18 protein-coding genes are annotated in these 17,020 nt (G+C 59.9%); 9 read left to right on the top strand and 9 right to left on the bottom strand.

Going from position 1 to position 17,020, the window contains the following annotated elements; all coding sequences use genetic code 11:
• Positions 1 to 51: 51 nt before the first annotated feature.
• The 3 genes from F617_RS0111595 to fabD form a co-directional block, all read right to left on the bottom strand.
• The gene (locus F617_RS0111595; RefSeq protein ID WP_003502080.1) at positions 52 to 288 is read right to left on the bottom strand and encodes an acyl carrier protein; all 237 of its coding nucleotides are present in this window, start codon (positions 286 to 288) and stop codon (positions 52 to 54) included.
• A gap of 350 nt (positions 289 to 638) precedes the next feature.
• Positions 639 to 1,376: a 3-oxoacyl-[acyl-carrier-protein] reductase gene (fabG, locus tag F617_RS0111590; protein ID WP_003512379.1), complete on the bottom strand. Its 738-nt coding sequence runs from the start codon at positions 1,374 to 1,376 to the stop codon at positions 639 to 641.
• 99 nt (positions 1,377 to 1,475) lie between these two features.
• Positions 1,476 to 2,420, bottom strand: coding sequence for an ACP S-malonyltransferase (gene fabD / locus F617_RS0111585; RefSeq protein ID WP_003512377.1), 945 nt, complete (start codon positions 2,418 to 2,420; stop codon positions 1,476 to 1,478).
• Between the two features lie 223 nt (positions 2,421 to 2,643).
• Between fabD and F617_RS0111580 the strand changes: the two genes are divergently transcribed.
• The 5 genes from F617_RS0111580 (at position 2,644) to rplI (ending at position 6,455) form a co-directional block, all read left to right on the top strand.
• Entirely contained in the window at positions 2,644 to 3,687 is a 1,044-nt protein-coding gene (locus tag F617_RS0111580; RefSeq protein ID WP_026330797.1) for an aldo/keto reductase, read from the top strand.
• A 291-nt stretch (positions 3,688 to 3,978) separates the two neighbouring features.
• Complete coding sequence (gene rpsF, locus F617_RS0111575; protein WP_003512373.1) at positions 3,979 to 4,440, top strand: 30S ribosomal protein S6; 462 nt, start codon at positions 3,979 to 3,981, stop codon at positions 4,438 to 4,440.
• 13 nt (positions 4,441 to 4,453) lie between these two features.
• Entirely contained in the window at positions 4,454 to 4,702 is a 249-nt protein-coding gene (gene rpsR, locus F617_RS0111570) for a 30S ribosomal protein S18 (RefSeq protein ID WP_003496832.1), read from the top strand.
• Positions 4,703 to 4,890: 188 nt separating this feature from the next.
• On the top strand, positions 4,891 to 5,865 hold the full coding sequence (locus F617_RS0111565; RefSeq protein ID WP_025592960.1) for a hypothetical protein: 975 nt from the start codon (positions 4,891 to 4,893) through the stop codon (positions 5,863 to 5,865).
• A 14-nt stretch (positions 5,866 to 5,879) separates the two neighbouring features.
• Complete coding sequence (gene rplI, locus F617_RS0111560; RefSeq protein ID WP_003512362.1) at positions 5,880 to 6,455, top strand: 50S ribosomal protein L9; 576 nt, start codon at positions 5,880 to 5,882, stop codon at positions 6,453 to 6,455.
• A 269-nt stretch (positions 6,456 to 6,724) separates the two neighbouring features.
• Here rplI and F617_RS0111555 read toward each other — a convergent pair whose 3' ends face one another.
• Genes F617_RS0111555 through F617_RS0111545 form a run of 3 tightly spaced genes read right to left on the bottom strand, consistent with a single transcriptional unit; the run spans position 6,725 to position 9,963 of the window.
• Positions 6,725 to 7,792: an HlyD family secretion protein gene (locus F617_RS0111555; RefSeq protein ID WP_003512361.1), complete on the bottom strand. Its 1,068-nt coding sequence runs from the start codon at positions 7,790 to 7,792 to the stop codon at positions 6,725 to 6,727.
• 18 nt (positions 7,793 to 7,810) lie between these two features.
• On the bottom strand, positions 7,811 to 9,511 hold the full coding sequence (locus tag F617_RS0111550; RefSeq protein WP_019565390.1) for an MFS transporter: 1,701 nt from the start codon (positions 9,509 to 9,511) through the stop codon (positions 7,811 to 7,813).
• Positions 9,508 to 9,963, bottom strand: coding sequence for a MarR family winged helix-turn-helix transcriptional regulator (locus tag F617_RS0111545; RefSeq protein WP_003512359.1), 456 nt, complete (start codon positions 9,961 to 9,963; stop codon positions 9,508 to 9,510). Before F617_RS0111545 ends, F617_RS0111550 begins: the two co-directional genes overlap by 4 nt.
• 310 nt (positions 9,964 to 10,273) lie before the next feature.
• Here F617_RS0111545 and F617_RS0111540 point away from each other — a divergent pair, with 310 nt between their 5' ends.
• Complete coding sequence (locus F617_RS0111540) at positions 10,274 to 11,770, top strand: replicative DNA helicase (protein WP_003512358.1); 1,497 nt, start codon at positions 10,274 to 10,276, stop codon at positions 11,768 to 11,770.
• Positions 11,771 to 11,861: 91 nt separating this feature from the next.
• Here F617_RS0111540 and F617_RS0111535 read toward each other — a convergent pair whose 3' ends face one another.
• The 3 genes from F617_RS0111535 to F617_RS0111525 form a co-directional block, all read right to left on the bottom strand.
• Positions 11,862 to 12,164, bottom strand: coding sequence for an AzlD family protein (locus tag F617_RS0111535; protein WP_019565389.1), 303 nt, complete (start codon positions 12,162 to 12,164; stop codon positions 11,862 to 11,864).
• Positions 12,161 to 12,865 (bottom strand): AzlC family ABC transporter permease, encoded by a 705-nt coding sequence (locus F617_RS0111530; protein ID WP_019565388.1) that lies wholly within the window; start codon positions 12,863 to 12,865, stop codon positions 12,161 to 12,163. The genes F617_RS0111535 and F617_RS0111530 overlap by 4 nt, the downstream gene beginning before the upstream one ends.
• Before the next feature lie 92 nt (positions 12,866 to 12,957).
• The gene (locus tag F617_RS0111525) at positions 12,958 to 13,815 is read right to left on the bottom strand and encodes an AraC family transcriptional regulator (protein WP_019565387.1); all 858 of its coding nucleotides are present in this window, start codon (positions 13,813 to 13,815) and stop codon (positions 12,958 to 12,960) included.
• Between the two features lie 87 nt (positions 13,816 to 13,902).
• Between F617_RS0111525 and alr the strand changes: the two genes are divergently transcribed.
• The 3 genes from alr (at position 13,903) to radA (ending at position 17,010) form a co-directional block, all read left to right on the top strand.
• Positions 13,903 to 15,078 carry an alanine racemase gene (gene alr, locus F617_RS0111520; protein WP_019565386.1) on the top strand — a complete coding sequence of 392 codons (1,176 nt, stop codon included), beginning with the start codon at positions 13,903 to 13,905 and terminating at the stop codon, positions 15,076 to 15,078.
• A gap of 65 nt (positions 15,079 to 15,143) precedes the next feature.
• Complete coding sequence (locus F617_RS29145; protein WP_019565385.1) at positions 15,144 to 15,293, top strand: type II toxin-antitoxin system ParD family antitoxin; 150 nt, start codon at positions 15,144 to 15,146, stop codon at positions 15,291 to 15,293.
• Between the two features lie 316 nt (positions 15,294 to 15,609).
• Entirely contained in the window at positions 15,610 to 17,010 is a 1,401-nt protein-coding gene (radA, locus tag F617_RS0111510) for a DNA repair protein RadA (RefSeq protein WP_019565383.1), read from the top strand.
• Positions 17,011 to 17,020 lie beyond the last annotated feature (10 nt).

The following is a 17,020-nucleotide window of genomic DNA, read 5'->3' as shown; positions in this document are numbered from 1 at the left end:
GACAAGCCGGGCCAAGACGGGAGGTTGTTACACCTCCCCAATACAGGTCGATCAGGCCTGGGCCTTCTCGATGAACTTGACAGCGTCGCCAACAGTCAGGATCGAGTCAGCTGCGTCGTCGGGGATCTCGACGCCGAATTCTTCTTCGAAAGCCATGACCAGTTCAACGGTATCGAGCGAATCAGCGCCCAGATCGTCAATGAAGCTTGCGCCTTCAACAACTTTGTCGGCGTCGACGCCCAGATGATCAATTACAATTTTCTTTACGCGTTCTGCGATATCGCTCATGTCGGTTTCCTCGACCTTTATTTTGAAGGGAATGCCTTACGGCACCCTGCCCTGTTAGAAGCCCTCATGCGCCGTTCAAATCCGGCACTGCTGGCAAACCCGTTCAACCCGGTCCAAGCTAGACATCGTCGCGCAAAATCGCAACGGCTTCCTGTCTCTCCGGGACGACTGTTCACAGTCTTGGCCCGATTAACACGGTTTCAACCGGTCGAAAAGCCTGAAAACGCGCTAAGCACAACGTATGACAGGCAATTTCGCCGGAAACCGGCATGGAGGGTCTTGCGGCGCCCGACACCAAACAAGGTGCAGAAACAGCGCCGCAATCGTTTCAAGACGCCTTTCAGGTGGCGTCAGATCATCGCCATGCCGCCATTGACGTGCAAGGTCTGGCCGGTCATGTAGGCAGCTTCATTGGAAGCCAGATAAAGTACGGCCGAAGCGACTTCGGCGCCCGTCCCCATGCGCTTCATGGGAATGGCACCCATGATGGCGTCTTTCTGCTTGTCGTTCAGCTTGCCGGTCATCGCGCTTTCGATGAAGCCGGGCGCCACGCAGTTGACGGTGACGTTGCGGGTGGCGATTTCCTGTGCCAGCGACTTCGAAAAACCGATCATGCCGGCCTTGGAGGCGCAGTAGTTCGCCTGGCCGGGATTGCCGGTGACGCCGACGATGGAGGTGATGTTGATAATGCGGCCGAAACGGCGGCGCATCATCGGATGCGTCAGTTCACGCGTCAGGCGGAACATCGCGGTCAGGTTCACCTCGATGACGTTGTCCCAGTCCTCGTCGCTCATTCGCACGAACAAGCCGTCCTTGGTAATCCCGGCATTGTTGACGAGAATGTCGACGCCTTCCAGCTCGGCCTCGGCCTTTTCGCCCAGCGCCTTGACCTCGGCACGATCGGCAAGGTTGGCCGGGAAAATCTTGACGCGGTCGCCAAGTTCCGCCGCCAGGGCTTCGAGCTTTTCAACGCGCGTGCCGTGCAGGCCGACGGTTGCGCCCTGGCTGTGCAGAAGGCGGGCGATTTCCTCGCCAATGCCGCCGGTCGCGCCGGTTACGAGAGCCTTGCGGCCTGTCAGATCAAACATGTTCCGTTCCTTCTTTAGAGCAATTCCGCAAAAGCCTTTTAGCGGAATTGCATCGGGAATTACCGTAAAACAAAAAGCCGATGCGGGGCGAAGCCCGTCTCAGCCGATAAGAGTGGCGAGAAGCTGGTCGATATCGGCAGCGCCGTTGACGGCAACGCCGTTCACCGTCTTGTCGATGCGACGGGCAAGACCCGTCAGCACCTTGCCCGAGCCGATCTCGTAAAGCTGCGTCACATTGTTGGCGGCGAACCATTCCACCGTCTCGCGCCAGCGCACCTGGCCCGTCACCTGCTCGACCAGCAAAGCGGCGATCTCATTGGCGTCGGAAACGGGGGCGGCACGCACATTGGCGATAACAGGCACGACCGGGTTATTCTTTTCGACAGCCGCCAGCGCCTCGCGCATGGCTTCCGCCGCCGGCGCCATCAGCGCGGAGTGGAAGGGCGCGGAAACCGGCAGCATGATGGCGCGCTTGGCGCCCTTTTCGGAAGCGATCGCAGCCGCCTTCTCGACAGCCGCCTTGCCGCCGGAAATGACCAGCTGGCCGCCGCCATTGTCGTTGGCGATCTGGCAGACGCCGAGAATGGCAGCCTCTTCACAGATTGCCGAAACAGCATCGTGCTCCAGCCCGATGATCGCTGCCATCGCGCCCTCGCCCACCGGCACGGCAGCCTGCATGGCATTGCCGCGGATGCGGAGAAGCCGTGCGGTATCGGCAATCGAGAAGGTGCCGGCAGCACAGAGCGCGGAATATTCACCGAGCGAATGGCCAGCGACATAAGAAACGGCGTCGGAGAGCTTCAGACCCCGCGCTTCCAGAACCCGCATGACCGCCATGGACACCGCCATGAGCGCCGGTTGGGCGTTGGCCGTTAGCGTCAGCGTTTCTTCCGGGCCATTCCACATGATGTCGGAAAGCTTCTGGCCGAGCGCGTCATCGACCTCCTGGAACACAGCCCGTGCTTCCGGATAGGTATCGGCGAGTTCCTTGCCCATGCCGATGGCCTGGCTTCCCTGACCGGGAAATGTGAATGCAATACCCATGGGATGTGGTCCTTCTTGTCTGGCCTTGCCTTTATTCTTTTCGACTTCCATTCACATTCCGGCCTGCGGAGTCAAGGCTTGAAGCCCTTCGGCACCCCATCGACGCGGTTTTGCCGATCTATTTTCCCCTTTCTTTTCATCATATTTTTTCTTGCACTGCGGCAATTCCCCATTACTTTCATGCCACCTTTCAAAATATCTGGCCAAGCACCGGGACATTTCCATGAAACAGAGACTATTGGGCCGCACGGGCATTTCCGTGTCCGAAATTTGCCTTGGCACAATGACGTGGGGCACGCAGAACACTGAAGCCGAAGCGCATGCGCAGATGGATTACGCGCTGGAGAACGGCGTCAATTTCTTCGATACGGCCGAGCTTTACCCCACCACCCCCGTTTCCGCCGAAACGCAGGGACGGACGGAAGACTATATCGGCACATGGTTCGAAAAGACCGGCAAGCGCGACCAGGTCGTGCTCGCCACCAAGGTCGCCGGTTCCGGGCGTGACTATATTCGCGGCGGGCGCGATATTGATGCGAGCGCCATCCGCGAGGCAGTAGATACCAGCCTCACGCGCCTGAAAACGGATTACATCGACCTCTATCAGATCCACTGGCCGAACCGCGGCACCTATCACTTCCGCGGCGCCTGGAGCTTTGATGCTTCCGGTCAGGAAAAGGAGCGCACGCTTGCCGAAATCACCGAAAAGCTCGACACGCTCGGCGAGCTGGTAAAGGCCGGCAAGATCCGCGCTATCGGCCTTTCCAACGAAAGCGCATGGGGTACACAGAAATATATCGATATTGCCGAGGCCCGTGGCCTGCCGCGCGTCGCAACCATCCAGAACGAATATAACCTGCTCTATCGCAGCTTCGATCTCGACATGGCGGAAGTCGCGCATCACGAAGATGTCGGCCTGCTGGCCTACTCGCCGCTGGCGGCGGGGCTGCTCACGGGCAAGTATCAGAACGGCGCACGCCCTGCGGGCTCGCGCGGCACCATCAACAAGGACCTCGGCGGTCGCCTGCAGCCGCATCAGGAAGCGCCGGTCAAGGCCTATCTTGAGCTAGCCGCACAACACGGCATCGATCCGGCCCAGCTCGCCATCGCGTTCTGCCTGACACGCCCCTTCATGGCCTCCGCCATCATCGGCGCAACGACCATGGAGCAGCTGAAGGTGGATATCGCAGCAGCCGATGTCACCTTGTCCGACGACGTCCTGAAAGGCATCGCCGCGATCCATCGGCAATATCCGATGCCGATCTGACGACAGCGCAGCGCGCTTTTTCGCCTCCGGTCCTTGCATTCCGGGCAAAAATGGATATAAGCGCGCTGTTCACAACATCCGGTCCAATTGGCTGGTGGCTGAACGGAGGGCTGGTTTCGGTAACGAAACAGCAGGAACCATAAGGTTTTTCCGGCCTCCCGTGTCTCCGCTCTCGACCGTCTCGAACAACGCTTTTCTTGCTTTAAGGCTTCGCAGCCTAACCAGGAGCAGTCGTTGAGGCTTAGCGCCGTTGCCGGGTGAAGGACGAAACGCAAGAAAGGCAAAGCTTAAATGGCTCTTTACGAACACATCTTCCTTGCCCGGCAGGATATTTCTGCCCAGCAGGTCGACGCACTTGTCGAGCAGTACAAGGGCGTTATCGAATCGTTCGGCGGTAAAGTCGGACGCGTCGAGAACTGGGGTCTGAAGTCCCTCACCTACCGCATCAAGAAGAACCGCAAGGCTCACTACGCTCTCATGGACATCGACGCTCCGGCGCCTGCGATCCACGAAATCGAGCGCCAGATGCGCATCAACGAAGACGTTCTTCGCTACATGACCATCGCCGTCGAAGCCCACGAAGAAGGCCCGTCCGCGATGATGCAGAAGCGCGACCGTGACGACCGTCCGCGCCGCGATGGCGACCGTCCGGATCGTGGCCCACGTGAAGATCGTGGTCCCCGCGCACCGCGCGAAGGTGGCTTCGGCGACCGCGAAGACCGTCCGCGCCGTCCGCGCGAAGACCGTGCATAAGGAGAATTGACCAATGGCTGATACATCCTCTTCCCAGGCACGCCGCCCGTTCCACCGCCGTCGCAAGACGTGCCCCTTCTCCGGCGCAAACGCTCCGAAGATCGACTACAAGGACGTTCGTCTCCTGCAGCGCTACATTTCCGAGCGCGGCAAGATCGTTCCTTCCCGCATCACGGCCGTTTCCCAGAAGAAGCAGCGCGAACTCGCCCAGGCGATCAAGCGCGCCCGTTTCCTCGGCCTGCTGCCTTACGTCGTAGCGTAATGATTTGAAACGAGGCCGCGCTTTGGCGCGGCCTCGTCTTCCACGATGCAACTGACTTTTAATAAGTAGGTTGCGAGTTCAAATCCTTCCGCGTTGGGCGCGGATCGATACCATAAAACCCATGTTGGGGACGACGATCCTGATTGGACCGGTCCTCTAACTGCTCAAGTTTCCAGCAGGACAGCGAAGTGCAAAAGTTGAACCAGACAGTGCTGATCACCGGCGTTCTCGCCGGCATATGCGCCGCGTTTCTAACGCTTGGCGCAACGGCACAGTCGTCCTTTTCCTTCCTGCTTTACGCCGGTTCCGCCATGCCCATCTTCATCGCCGGCATGGGCTGGGGCAACCGCGCAGCCGTCGTTGCGATCATCACCACGGCTATCATCGGCGCGCTCGTCATATCGCCGCTTTTCTCGCTGACCATTGCGATCTTCACGCTGATCCCGGCGGGCTGGCTTTCGCATCTTGCCAATCTGGCGCGCCCGGCCTCGGAACTCGGCGGCCCGGATGACCTGCTTGCCTGGTATCCGCTGTCCGGCATCGTCCTGCATCTCTGCCTTCTGGTTTCGGTTGCCGTCGTCATTCTCGGCTGGATGATCGGTTACGGTCCCGATCTCGTCGCGCGCATGGTCGATCTGATGATGACCTCCGTGCAGAGCCGCGAACCGCTGTTCGAACCCAATGTCGAGGCACTGGCGCAGACGAAGTCGCTGCTGGTTCTGATGCTGCCGATCGTTCAGGGCGGCCTGTGGGTCATCCTTTTGTTTGCTGCCTATTATTTCGCGGCCCGGCTGGTCGGTTCCTTCGGCAAGGGTCTTCGCCCACGCGAGGACATTCCTTCCGCACTGCGCATGCACCGCAACGCCATCTTCGTTTTTCTCTGCGGCATCGTCGCCATGTTCTTCGGTGGCGTCGCCGCGATGGTCGGCGCAGTCGTCTGTGGCACCTTCGGCGCGGGCTTCCTGATGGCAGGTTACGCCTCGCTGCACAAACGCGCGCGTGGAAAGGACTGGCGTCTGCCGGTTCTCATCCTCGCCTATCTCTCGGCGGTCTTTGTCTTCCCGCTGCTTATCATTCTCGTTTTGGGATTGAGCGACGTGCGCAGCACGATCTCCCTCACCCCAACGCGGAAAACTGACAATACGAACGAAACCAACACATAGAAAGGATCAAGAAGATGGACGTTATTCTTCTCGAACGCATCAACAAGCTCGGCCAGATGGGCGAAACCGTAAAGGTTCGCGACGGTTACGCACGTAACTTCCTGCTGCCGCAGGGCAAGGCGCTGCGCGCCAACGCCGCCAACAAGACCCGTTTCGAAACCGAGCGCGCAACGCTTGAAGCCCGTAACCTCGAGCGCAAGTCGGAAGCCCAGAAGGTTGCCGAAGCACTCGAAGGCAAGTCCTTCATCGTCGTTCGCTCGGCTGGCGAAACCGGTCAGCTTTACGGTTCTGTTGCTGCTCGCGACGTCGTTGAAATCCTCGGCGCCGAAGGCTTCAACATCGGCCGCAACCAGGTTGAACTGAACACGCCGATCAAGACCATCGGCCTGCACAACGTTACCCTGCACCTGCACGCCGAAGTCGAGCTTCAGGTCGAGCTGAACGTTGCCCGTTCTGCCGAAGAAGCCGAGCGTCAGTCCAAGGGCGAAAGCCTCACCTCCGCCGACGCCATCTATGGCGTTGACGAAGACGCCCTGCGTCCGGAAGACTTCTTCGATCCGGAAGCTGACGGCAACGACGACGACGAATAAGATTTGGCCTTGTGGTCATAAGGAAAACCCCGGATGGCGACATCCGGGGTTTTTTTGGTTTTGTGACTGGAGTGTGTGGAGAGGTTACCCCCCTCTGCCCTGCCGGGCATCTCCCCCACAAGGAGGGAGATCAGCAGGGCGATCCCACATCGCTAATAGCCGCAACGTTGAGGTTGTCGAGCGCAAGCCACAACTCGATCTCCACCCTTGTGGGGGAGATTGTCCGGCAGGACAGAGGGGGCGCCTCTCGGCATACTCCAATAGCCAGACTACCTCGCCGCCGTCTCCGCCCCCTCCGGCGCCACGCTCTTGTCCACATGCACGACCACCGACATGCCCGGCGACAGATCCGCTGCCAGCGGCTGATCGGCGTCGATTGCGATGCGCACGCCGAGACGCTGGGCGATCTTCACGAAATTGCCGGTGGCATTGTCGGGCTTGATGACAGCGAATTCCGATCCCGTTGCGGGCGAGAACCGCTCGACGCGGCCGTTGAGCTTGCGGCGATGCAGGGCATCCACCGAGATCGTCACCGGCTGGCCGACCTGCATGCCCGCGAGCTGGGTTTCCTTGAAATTGGCGATGACCCAGACATCATGCGGCACAACCGCCATCAACTGCGTTCCGGCTGTCACATACTGACCGGTGCGCACGCCGATTTCGCCGAGCCTGCCGTCCACCGGCGCGTGAATTTCGGTATTGTCGAGATCGATCCTGGCGAGTTCGACCGCAGCCTCGGCATTGGCGACAGCGGCCTGCAGGGAACTGCGGTTAACGATGATCGTCTGCAAATCCTGCCGCGAGACCTCAAGTGCCGCTTTCGCCTGCGAGAGCGATGCCCTCGCCTTTTCAAGCGCGGCATGCGCCTCTTCCTGCAGGCTGGAGGTGCCGGCACCGCTTTTGATGAGGTTGTCCTGACGGTCTGATGCCAGTTGCGCCTGTTTCAGAGATGCCTGCGCGCTATCGACCGCCGCCTCGCTGGAACGGATATTGGCGTTGGCGGCGTTTTCCTGCTGGCGGGAATTGTCCAGTGCCGCTTTTTGCGTATCCAGCGCGGCTCCCGCCTGCGCCTGCTTCTGGCGGTAGATGCGGTCGTCAATCTTCGCCAGCAATGTGCCCTGTTTGACCTCCTGATAGTCCTTCACCGGCACATCCACGACATAACCGCTCACCTGCGGGCTCATCGTCGTCACGTAACCACGCACGAAGGCGTTGTCGGTCATTTCGACGGTGGAAAGGAATGGCGGCAGGCGCCATGCATAGAGCACCAGCGCGACGCCGGCGAGGCCACCGAGCAGAACGAGAATGGAAACGGGGGTAAAAATCTTCTTCAGCATATTATCACTCTTGGAGGTTCAAGACTGTGGCGCCGGCGCGGCATCGACATTGTCCCGGAAAAAGCGGGGACGGATGCGCAGCCATGCAAGGTGGAGCAAAAGCGCCATGAGCGCCAGCGCCGCAACGGTGGAAATCAACAGGAACGTATCGTTATAGGCGAGCACATAGGCTTCCTTGGTAACCTGCTGGCCAAGGAGGGAAAGCCCCTCGGCCTTCAGCAGCGCCGGATCGGTGATGACGTGGCTGTAGGCGCCGGAAAGCTGCGACACGCGCTGGGCGACCAATGGGTTGGTGAGCAGGATATTTTCCACCAGAATATTGGAATGGAATTTTTCGCGCAGCGTCACGAAACTGCCGAGCAGCCCGGTCATCAACATCGATCCGGTGATCTGGGTGAACAGGAAGATGGTGATGAAATTCACCAGATAGGGCGCTCCGCGCGCAAGTGCGGCAGCGAACCCCTTTGCCATAACGGGCGGCAGGAACATGGCCGCACCGAAGGCGATCATCATCTGGCTCAGATACATCTGCGCTGGCCGCGTCAGGTTGTTGGACTGGCTGTCCAGAAAAGCGCCGGCCGCAATCAGGGTAAGCGCAATCACATGAGCGGTATCGACATATTTCGTCAGCATCAGCCAGGCACAGGCGGCACCGCCGAGAACCGTCGCCAAAAGCACCAGAGCATAAAGCGTGATCGTCTGGTCGTTCAAAAGGCCAAGCTGCTGGTAGAAACTCACCGCCGTAGAGGATTGCTCGGAGGAAACTGCACGGTAGATGAGCAGGACCGCTATGACATGCAGGTTGGTTTTCGAAAAAATCCAGCGCAGGTCAAGCAGCGGGTTCTTGCGCGGCAACTCGATGACGACCATCAGCGTGAGAAGCGTGATCGACGTGGCCAGAAGCACGCCCAGCCACCATGTTTCGAACCACCAGTAAAACCGGCCAAGCGTGAGCATGACCGCAAGACAGCCAAGGCCACCCGCAAACAGAAGGTAGCTCAGAATATCCGTGCGCTCGATGACTTTCGCCCGCGGCGGCGGCGTGACTTTCAACAGGTAGATCAAGGCGAGCGAGATCAGCGCGAAGCCCATTTCCATCGTGTAGAGGGCATTCCAGCCGCCGATTTGCAGCAAGGAAGGCGAGACGATGCGCGCGAGCGGTGCAGACAGCAAGGTTCCGGTGAGCGCGATGCTGAAGCCCAGCGAGAATTTCCGCGCCGGCGGAAAGGCCTCCAGAATGTAGAGAAAGCCGAGCGAAGAAAGAGGTGCCGCCGCCATGCCGCTGAGGAAGCGGATGACGATCGCCGAATGCAAATCTGTCACGAACAGGTTGAGGCAGGAGGCAACCACGAAGACGATGATCGAAAGTTCGGCAAAGGGACGCAGGCCATATTGCGTTCGCACCTTGAACAGCGCGATGGAAAACGTAGCATAGGGGGCCATATAGGCGGCGGAGAGCCAGGCGACCTCGGCCACCGTGGCGGAAAATTCGCCCTGCAACTGGTATAGATTGGCCATGACGAGGTTCATGCCCAACCCTTGGGTGATGAAGAACGCCAGGCCCGCGAAGATGAAACACAGCCGCAGCCACACTGGCCGCTCCACCGGTTGCGGCGCGGCGGCCGCAGCAGCAGATTCCGGCGCGCTCGCCGGCTTTACCGTCACGTCGGCATTTTCAGAGGCGTTCTCGTCTGCCGTTTGCGGCACCACGGTACTCACGATTGCGCCCTCCCGCTTGCCAGATTTTGCAGATTGGCCGAAAGCCTGCGCATGACATCCAGCGCCATCGCCAGATCCTGCGAGGAAACATCGGCGGCGATTTCAGAACGGAGCGATTTTGCCACCGCCTGCACCGTTTCGGAGGTTTTCTCGCCCTCCTCCGTCATGTGGATGCGTTTGGCGCGGCGGTCGGTTTCGTCGGAGCGTCGCTCGATGAGGTTCTGTTTCTCCATGCCGTCAAGCACGCGCACCAGCGTCGGCGTTTCGATTTCCATTTCCTCTGCAAGCTCCGTCTGGGTCAGCGGCCCGCGTCGCGACAGCGCGAAAAGCGCACGCGCACGCGCCAAAGTCAGGCCGCTTTCCCCTACCCGCGCGTCAAAAAATGCGCGCAGCTTGCGGGTGAAGGCGGACACCTCGTCCAGAAGCTGTTCCTTGTCGGTTTCGCGGGACATGTCAGCAAGCCTTATAATTAGCACACTACTTATTTTCTGCCTATTTATTTGGAAGCCTGCCGATTTTCAAGTTTCTTTCACGTCGGGTCTGCCATGCGATAAACTCATGGCAGCGAATCACGTTGCCGGGAATTTCCCGCCCCTTGTCCCCACCCGCCTGTGGATTGCTGGGGACAACTGAAGATGTGATCCAGCTTCGCAGACAGGACGTCAGGCTGCCATAGAGTGTTGCAACAATATCATTGACTGCCATGGCCAAGGAAGCCAAACCCGAAGTGTAGTGGCAAGGCAAAGGGAGATCGTGCAAACCATGAACGACGCTGTGAGAAAGATCACCCCCGCGCAACCGGCGGAACCGCATTACCGCGAGGCGCCGAACAATATCGAGGCCGAACAGGCGCTGCTGGGCGCCATCCTCGTTAACAACGACGCCTATTACCGCGTGTCGGACTTCTTGAAGCCCGTGCACCTTTACGAACCGCTGCACCGCAAGATTTTCGAAGTGGCGGGCGACATCATCCGCATGGGCAAGACTGCCAATCCGGTGACCATCAAGACCTTCCTGCCCGCAGACGACAAGGTCGGCGACCTGACGGTGGCGCAATATCTGGCGCGTCTGGCGGCAGAAGCCGTTTCGATCATCAATGCGGAAGATTACGGCCGGGCGATTTACGATCTGGCGCTGCGCCGCGCGCTGATCCAGATCGGCGAGGATGTCGTCAACATCGCCTATGATGCGCCGCTGGACATGCCGCCGCAGGCGCAGATCGAAGACACCGAGCGCCGCCTGTTCGAACTGGCGGAAACCGGTCGCTACGATGGCGGCTTCCAGTCGTTCAACGACGCCGTGGCGCTGGCGATCGACATGGCGGGCGCCGCCTTCGAGCGTGACGGCAATCTTTCCGGCATTTCCACCGGCATCCATTCGCTCGACGCCCGCATGGGCGGCCTGCAGCGTTCCGACCTTATCGTACTTGCCGGTCGTCCGGGTATGGGCAAGACCTCGCTTGCCACCAACATCGCCTATAACATCGCGGCGACCTACGATCAGGAAGTTCAGCCTGATGGTTCGTTCAAGGCGAAAAACGGCGGCGTCGTCGGCTTCTACTCGCTCGAAATGTCGTCCGAACAGCTGGCAACCCGTATCATTTCAGAGCAAACGGAAGTGTCTTCCTCGAAGATCCGCCGCGGTGACATTACCGAGGCCGATTTCGAGAAGCTCGTCGCCTGCTCCCAGATGATGCAGAAGGTGCCGCTTTACATCGACCAGACCGGTGGTATCTCCATCGCCCAGCTTTCCGCACGTGCCCGTCGACTGAAGCGCCAGCGTGGTCTTGACGTTCTGGTGGTCGACTATATTCAGCTGATGACCGGCGCCGGCAAGAGCGGTGAGAACCGCGTGCAGGAAATCACCCAGATCACCACGGGCCTTAAGGCGCTCGGCAAGGAACTCAATGTTCCCATCATCGCGCTTTCGCAGCTCTCCCGTGCGGTGGAAAGCCGTGAAGACAAGCGCCCGCAGCTTTCCGACCTGCGTGAATCGGGCTCGATCGAGCAGGACGCCGACGTGGTGCTTTTCGTGTTCCGTGAAGAGTATTACGTCAAGAACATGGAGCCGCGCGATATTTCCGATCCGAAATATGCCGAGTGGGAAGCCCTGTTCGACAAGGTGAAAGGCACCGCCGACGTCATCATCGCCAAACAGCGTCATGGACCCACCGGCACGGTGAAACTCGCCTTCCAGTCCGAATTCACCCGCTTCGCGGATCTGGCCGACCCGAGCTTCAGCCAGTACGAAGAGCATTGATCTGAACCGAGGGCGGAACCGGGTCAGCGTTTCGCCCTGCCTGCTCTAAATCGAAACTGGGGAATCTTTTCAGAACTTTGGCGGGATTGCCTCACAATCCGATTCCGCGCAAAAGCGCCACGGTGACGACGCCGAGCGTTGCGGCTGGGAGCAGGCTGAGGCGAAGTGCCGCGAATGCCGTCACCGCGCAGGCGATTGTTTCCGCCATTCCGCTTGAGAATGCCGTTGGCGTCACCACAGCCATCAAGACGGCAGGCGGAACCACGCCGAGCGCTTTTTTCAGACGCGGCGTCAGGGTGAAATGGTTGACCAGCAGCAGACCCCCAAGACGCGTAGCAACGGTGGCCGCCATCATGGCGAGGATCGCCAGCAGGGTGTTCGTATCAAGCGTCATGCAGGCTGCTCCACCTCGTCCTCGCTGCCGAAGGCTGCGACGGAAAGCCCCGCAAGCGCACCGGCGGCTATGTACCAGGCGCCTGGGACCAGCGCGTGCGTGACAAAGGCGGCGGCAGCGCTTGCCAGCAGCACCAGGCCGGTTTCCCTGCCCTTCCAGAACCCCATCAGCAGCACGATGAACACGGCCGGAAAAGCGAAGTCCAGACCGATGACCGTCATGTCGCCCATCACCGAGCCTAAAAGCGCGCCCGTGAGCGTGGCGATGTTCCAGACGAGGTAGATTGGCAGCGCAGCGCCGGTGAAAAATGCGGCCGTCAGCCTACCGGCAACTGCCCTGAATTCCGATAGCGCCCAGGATTCGTCCGTCAGCACCAGCATGGCCGCATATTTTCGCCAGCCGGTAAAATCATCGAGCTTGCCAGCGATGGAAGCACTCATCAGCACATGGCGAAGATTGACCAGCAGCGCGGCAAAACCGAGCGCGCTCCAGCTTGCCGGATGCGTCCACAGATCCATGGCGACGAATTGTGAGCCACCTGCAAAGACGAGAATCGACATCAACGAGGCTTCCAGCGGCGACAATCCCTTGCCGACCGCGACCGCACCGAACACGGCGCCGATCGGCACCATGGCGACCAGCAGGGGTGCCGCAGCTCTCAGGCCTGCGCCAAGCTCTGCACGTTTTTCCAGTACGGACATTGCATTCTCCTTTTCAGAGACATGCGATTACGCCTGCAAGTTTTTCCAGTCTTGAATGAAAGTGACGTTGTGCTTCGGAATGGCCACCAAAATCACGCCGTCCGGAATTGTCCCGGCGTGACGCCGGTGCGCGCCTTGAAATGCCGCGTAAAATGCGCCTGATCGGCAAAACCGCACAGCGCAGCCACCTCGGCCGGCATTTCGCCGGAACGCAGAAGACGGCGCGCGCGCCTTATGCGCACATCCGTCAGATAGGCATGCGGGGTGATGTGGAACTCCTTGCGGAAGGCCCGGATGAGATGCGCGCGGCTGAGACCAGCGATGGACGCCAGTTCCTCAAGGCCGATATCGGTCTCGTAATTATCGGAGAGATAGTCGCGGGCGGTATGGACCGCCGTCTTCTCGCGGGTTTCAACGGCCAGTATAATGGCGCTGCCATGCCTGCCGAACAGTGCCGCCAGAACCGAGAACATGCCCTCATCTGCCTCAAGAGCGCCGGACTTGGCCTCCAGCCTGCGATGCGCCATCTGAAAAGCAGCGGCCATCTGCGGATCACGCGGCAAAAACCTTGGAAAGGACGGCATTCCGTGGAAAACCCTGCCCGTCACATCCTCGATAATATCACGCAGCAGCGCTGCGTCGGGATATATCATCCGATAACGATAACCGCCGCCACCCGGCGCACCATCGTGAATCTCGTCCGGATTGATGAGATAGAGATGCCCCGGCCCGGTCTGTTCCCTGGTGCCCTGAATGGTGGAAATCTGCGAGCCGCTTTCGATCGCGCCGATCGAGAAGGTATCATGCGCGTGCGGCGAATATTCATGTGTCAGGAACGTCGCGCTCAAACATTCCATGCCGCCAAAACGCGGGTCGCGCCAGAAACGCGTCGTTTCCGTCGCTGCAACCGGCATCACGTCTATGGCCTGTTCCTGCGAAACATTGTGCATAGAACGACTTTAAACCAATCGGTCATTACCGTCTTGAACAAAAGTGCTAGGGTCCGAACCGGTTCCAAAATCAACCGGACACATGGCATGACAGACGACTTCGAAGACACATTTCCCGAACACGAAACGGACGCTTTCGAACATGCGCCGCTGAGGCTGACCGTCGATCTCGGCGCGCTTGCCGACAATTGGCGCGACATGAAAAAGCGGTCCGGCAAGGCGCGGACGGCGGCTGTCGTGAAAGCAGATGCCTACGGGCTGGGTATCGAGGATTGCGGCGCGACGCTCTACCATGCAGGCGCGCGCGACTTCTTCGTGGCAACGGTGTCCGAAGGTGCGACCTTGCGATCCTATGCGCCGGAAGCGCGCATCTTCGTGCTGTCAGGCATCTGGCAGGGCCAGGAGCGTCAGGTCTTCGACAATGATCTCGTGCCGGTTCTGGCCTCGGAGGAACAGCTCTCCTTCTGGATGGCGACGGTTGCCGAACGCGGCGAACACCCCTGCGCGCTGCATGTGGATACCGGCTTCAACCGGCTTGGCCTGCCGCTGGACGACGCGCTGTTTCTGGCAGACGACGTGACCCGGCCTGCGAGTTTCGATCCGGTTCTGGTGCTCTCCCACCTCGCCTGCGCCGACACGCCGTCTTCGCCCATGAACAAGGTCCAGCTCGAATCATTCCGCAAGGTTAGCGCCGCTTTCGAAGGAATTGAATCAAGCCTTTCCGCTTCTGCCGGAATCTTTCTGGGGCCGGATTATCATTTCGATCTCACCCGCCCCGGCATTGCCCTTTACGGCGGCGAGGCAATCAACGATGTGGCAAACCCGATGCGGCCCGTCGCAAAGGCCGAAGCGCGGATCATCCAGATTCGCGAGGCCGGCGAAGGCCAGACCGTCAGCTATGGCGGCACCTATTTGCTGAAACGGGCGAGCCGCCTTGCCATCGCTTCCGTTGGTTACGCGGACGGATACCAGCGGTCGCTTTCCGGTTCCGGCATTCCATTGCGCGAAATGGGCCATGGCGGTGCTTACGGCATAGTCAACGGCTACAAGGCGCCGGTCGCCGGTCGTGTAACCATGGATCTCACCATTTTCGACATCACGGACATACCGGCAAACGCTGTCCGCACCGGCGATTATATCGAGCTTTTCGGCCCGAAAGTGCCGCTCGATGAGGTGGCGCGCGCCGCCGGCACCATCGGTTACGAAATGCTGACGGGGCTTGGTTTGCGCTACGAGCGGCAATATCTGATGGCTGACGACTGAACCACGTCTTTAGCTCTTGGAAAGCGGAAGCGACCTGTGCTAAAAGAGAACAAAAGGAGATCGAAATGCCCGAAATCCATTTGAGCGAGCAGGACGAAAGGTTCATCGAAGAGCAGGTGGCTGCGGGTGCCTATAGCGATGCGGACGCCGTTATTCATGCGAGCCTGCAATTGCTGAGCAGCGATGAAAAAAAAGAGTCGCGCTTAAATTGCTGATACAGGAGGGCATTGACGACGCTGAAGCCGGCCGGGTTCACCGCTATGCCTCACAAGACGAATTCCTGAGCGATATCAAACGCGTTTCCGTGCAGCAAAAAACGGGGACCGGTCATTAAAATCCGGACCCCAATCTGGACCACGCAGGCAAGGCGCGATCTTGCCGAAGACCATGGGCCGGGCTTCGCAGTATTGCCTATCGTGAGCGCGTCATCTTCTTTCGCGTTGACGAGGCCGATCTAACCGTTCTGCGCTTGCTGCACGGCCACCAGGACAATTCCGCCAAAGATTTCAAACAAGAAGAAAACTGACATAGATGGCCAAAGCCAAGACCCAATTCGTGTGCCAGAACTGCGGCACGGTTCATACCCGCTGGGCGGGAAAATGCGAAGGCTGCGGCGAGTGGAATACCATCGTCGAAGAAGATCCGATGGGCGGCATCGGCTCCGGCCCCGGCAAGACGCCGAAAAAGGGCCGGGCGGTCGCGCTCACGGCGCTTTCGGGCGAGATCGAGGAGGCGCCGCGCATTCCGACCGGCATCAGCGAACTGGACCGGGCAACCGGTGGCGGTTTCGTGCGCGGTTCGGCGGTGTTGATCGGCGGCGATCCCGGCATCGGCAAATCGACCCTGCTGATGCAGGCGGCAGCTGCCCTTTCGCGGCGCGGACATCGCGTCATCTATGTTTCTGGCGAAGAAGCGGTAGCGCAGGTGCGTCTGCGCGCCCAGCGGCTGGGTGCGGCGGAAACCGACGTGCTGCTGGCGGCAGAAACCAATGTCGAGGATATTCTGGCGACGATTTCCGAGGGCAAACGCCCCGATCTCGTCATCATCGATTCCATCCAGACGCTATGGAGTGACACAGCCGATTCCGCTCCCGGCACGGTGACGCAGGTGCGCACCGGCGTGCAGGCAATGATCCGTTACGCAAAGCAGACGGGCGCGACCATGGTGCTGGTGGGCCATGTGACCAAGGAAGGCCAGATCGCCGGTCCCCGCGTGGTGGAGCACATGGTCGACGCCGTGCTTTATTTCGAAGGCGACCGCGGCCACCATTACCGCATTCTGCGCACCGTCAAGAACCGCTTCGGGCCGACGGACGAGATCGGCGTATTTGAAATGTCCGATCGCGGATTGCGCGAGGTCTCCAACCCGTCCGAACTGTTCCTTGGCGAGCGCAACGAGAAATCTCCCGGTGCCGCGGTCTTTGCCGGCATGGAGGGCACCCGTCCCATTCTGGTCGAGGTGCAGGCGCTGGTCGCGGCCACCTCGCTCGGCACGCCGCGCCGCGCCGTGGTCGGCTGGGACAGTTCGCGGCTCGCCATGATCCTTGCCGTGCTGGAAGCCCATTGCGGCGTGAAGCTCGGTCAGCACGACGTTTATCTGAACGTCGCCGGCGGATACCGCATTTCCGAACCGGCTGCGGATATGGCGATAGCTTCTGCGCTGGTTTCCTCGTTTGCCGGTCTTGCCCTGCCCGCCGATTGCGTCTATTTCGGCGAGATCAGCCTGTCGGGCGCGGTACGGCCCGTCTCGCATACGGGCCAGCGTTTGAAAGAAGCTGAAAAACTCGGTTTCTCCGCCGCACTTCTGCCGTCTGCTTCGGCTGAATTGCCGAAAGCGGGCAAGGGGCGCTGGACGGAAATAGAAAGCCTGCCGGACCTCGTGGCGCGCATTGCCGGTTCCGGCAACCGGTTCAAACAGGTTGAGGACGACTAAGATTGATCCT

Origin of the sequence: Agrobacterium sp. 10MFCol1.1 (genome assembly GCF_000381165.1) — a bacterium.
Lineage (GTDB): Bacteria > Pseudomonadota > Alphaproteobacteria > Rhizobiales > Rhizobiaceae > Agrobacterium > Agrobacterium tumefaciens.
The sequence above is the reverse complement of the archived record's forward strand: the minus strand, read 5'-3'. Positions and strand labels throughout refer to the sequence as shown.